This window comes from Pseudonocardia halophobica (assembly GCF_027922425.1).
Lineage (GTDB): Bacteria > Actinomycetota > Actinomycetes > Mycobacteriales > Pseudonocardiaceae > Pseudonocardia > Pseudonocardia halophobica.
On the sequence record NZ_BSFQ01000283.1, the window covers coordinates 1 to 535 of the forward strand.

Here is a 535-nt window from a genome sequence, read left to right on the forward strand (position 1 = left end):
GTCGCCAAATGAAACACCATCTTCTGCTTTCGCTTTCGGTTCTGGCCGCCACCGGCGGTCAGGTTCTTGCACAGGAAAAAGACATCCAGCCCGAAACCCTTGCCGTCGAAGCGCGGATTTCCGAGGGAAATCATATCTATCTGATGGATATGGGCATCTCGGGGTCCAGTTCGGTCTTCGTGCTGAACGCCGATGACCTGTCGCTCGAAGGCAATATCGGCGCGGGCACCTTCAGCCAGATGCTGATGAGTGGGGATGGCAAGTCGATCTATACCGGCTCGGTCTACATGAAGCGCTATACCCGCGGCCCCATCGAGGCGGTGATCGAGGAATACGACCCGCAAACCCTGCTCCTGCGGCGCGAGTTCACGGTGTCCGGCAAGATGGCTCAGACGCTTAGCCAGAAGGGCGCACTGAACCTTTCGGCGGATGGCAAATACATGCTGGTCCAGAATGCCACGCCCGCGACCTCGATCAACGTGGTCGATCTGGCGGCGGGGAAGGATCTGGTCGAGGTGCCGACCCCCGGCTGCTG

General features: G+C 59.6%; 1 protein-coding gene. It reads left to right on the top strand.

Annotation, left to right across the window (positions count from 1 at the left end):
• Positions 1-535, top strand: a 535-nt coding sequence (locus tag PKE99_RS39465) for an amine dehydrogenase large subunit (RefSeq protein WP_271215180.1), incomplete at both ends; no start/stop codon positions are given.